The sequence below is a fragment of the Streptomyces sp. WAC06614 genome (genome assembly GCF_003949795.1).
Lineage (GTDB): Bacteria > Actinomycetota > Actinomycetes > Streptomycetales > Streptomycetaceae > Streptomyces.
This window is the reverse complement of record NZ_RPRY01000684.1, coordinates 1-1279: the sequence shown is the minus strand read 5'-3', so window position 1 is coordinate 1279 and position 1279 is coordinate 1. Positions and strand designations below refer to the sequence as shown.

Sequence of the window (1279 nt, the reverse complement as noted above, 5' to 3'; positions counted from 1 at the left end):
CCCAGCGCAGCCAGGTCCGCCGCCCCGCCCGGACCCACAGCAGGGTCGCCGCGTGCGCGGGCAGGATCAGCAGGGACAGCCAGTTCAGCAGGGCGCAGACCAGCACCGTCAGCGCGTACGCCGCCCAGCCCGGCCACCGCTGCCACCGGCTCCGGGCGGGGACCGGGCCCGGCCCGCCGTCGCCCCCGGCCGGTTCCGGCTCCAGTGCCCGGACCAGCAGCAGGGTGGCGACCGCCGCCCCGGCAGTGACCAGTGCGTACGGGCGGCCCTCCTGGAGGTGGAACTGCACGGCCGGCAACAGGCCCAGCGCCAGCCCGGCGCCCAGCCCGGTCCACCGCCCCGCCCGCCCCGGCCCGGCCAGCCGCCGCCCGGTCACCGCGACCGCGGCGGCCGCCCCGGCCAGCGCCAGCACCGACGGCAGCCGCAGCGTCGTCGTACCGGCCCCGAACACCTCGAACAGGCCGTGCATCAGCAGGTAGTACAGCCCGTGGACGGCGTCGACCTGGTCCAGCATGTGCCAGATCGCGCCCGCCGGACGCTGCGCCACCTGCCAGGTCGCCGCCTCGTCCCGCCACACGCTGTCCTGCCGGGAGAGCCCCCACAGGCCGAGGGCGAGCGTCCACAGCGCGGGTACGAGGGGCACGGTCAGGGCGGCGTACCGGGCCCGTCGGCCGTCGGCTATGTCGGAAGTCATGAAAACGAACGGGTCCTCGACGGTCGGCTCGGGCGGAAGCCACCAGTCTATGGACGCCGCGGAGGAGTGCCGGACCACCTGTTGTGCACGACGGAGCGTGGGCGGCGCCGCCGCCCGCCCCTAGCCTCGCCGCAAGGAACGAACGAGGGGCGGTACCGCAGGTGAACTGGCTGATCCACGACTACCGCGAGAGCGATCTCGCCGCCGTCGTCCATCTCATCGACACCACGGCCGAACTGGGCCAGGAGTCGGTCTTCTCGCTCGCGGAGTGCATCGGCGCCCTCACCGACCGCCAGCCCGCGGTCGTCGCCGTCCACCAGGGCGTGCCGATCGGCGCGGCCCTCGCCTGCGTCACGGGGGAGCGCGCCTGGGTGATGCGGATCGCGATCTCCGCCGGCTGGCGCGGCCGCGGCCTGGCCAGCGCCCTGCTGGTGGAGCTGGAGCGGCGGCTGATCGCCGCCCGGGTGGGCCGGATCGCCTACGTCCTGCCCGAGGAGGAGCTCCTGGGGGAGGGGCTCCTCAACGCCGGCTACACCCGGCAGCCCGCCGTGGCCTACTTCGAGAAGACCGAGCCGCTGCACGGGC

Annotated in this window: 2 protein-coding genes; one reads left to right on the top strand and one right to left on the bottom strand. The window is 75.4% G+C overall.

The window, feature by feature from the left end:
• The coding region (locus EF918_RS35870; RefSeq protein ID WP_369009108.1) for a glycosyltransferase family 39 protein at positions 1-694 on the bottom strand (694 nt) is incomplete at its 3' end.
• 161 nt (positions 695-855) lie between these two features.
• Here EF918_RS35870 and EF918_RS35865 point away from each other — a divergent pair.
• The coding region (locus EF918_RS35865) for a GNAT family N-acetyltransferase (protein ID WP_148141362.1) at positions 856-1279 on the top strand (424 nt) is incomplete at its 3' end.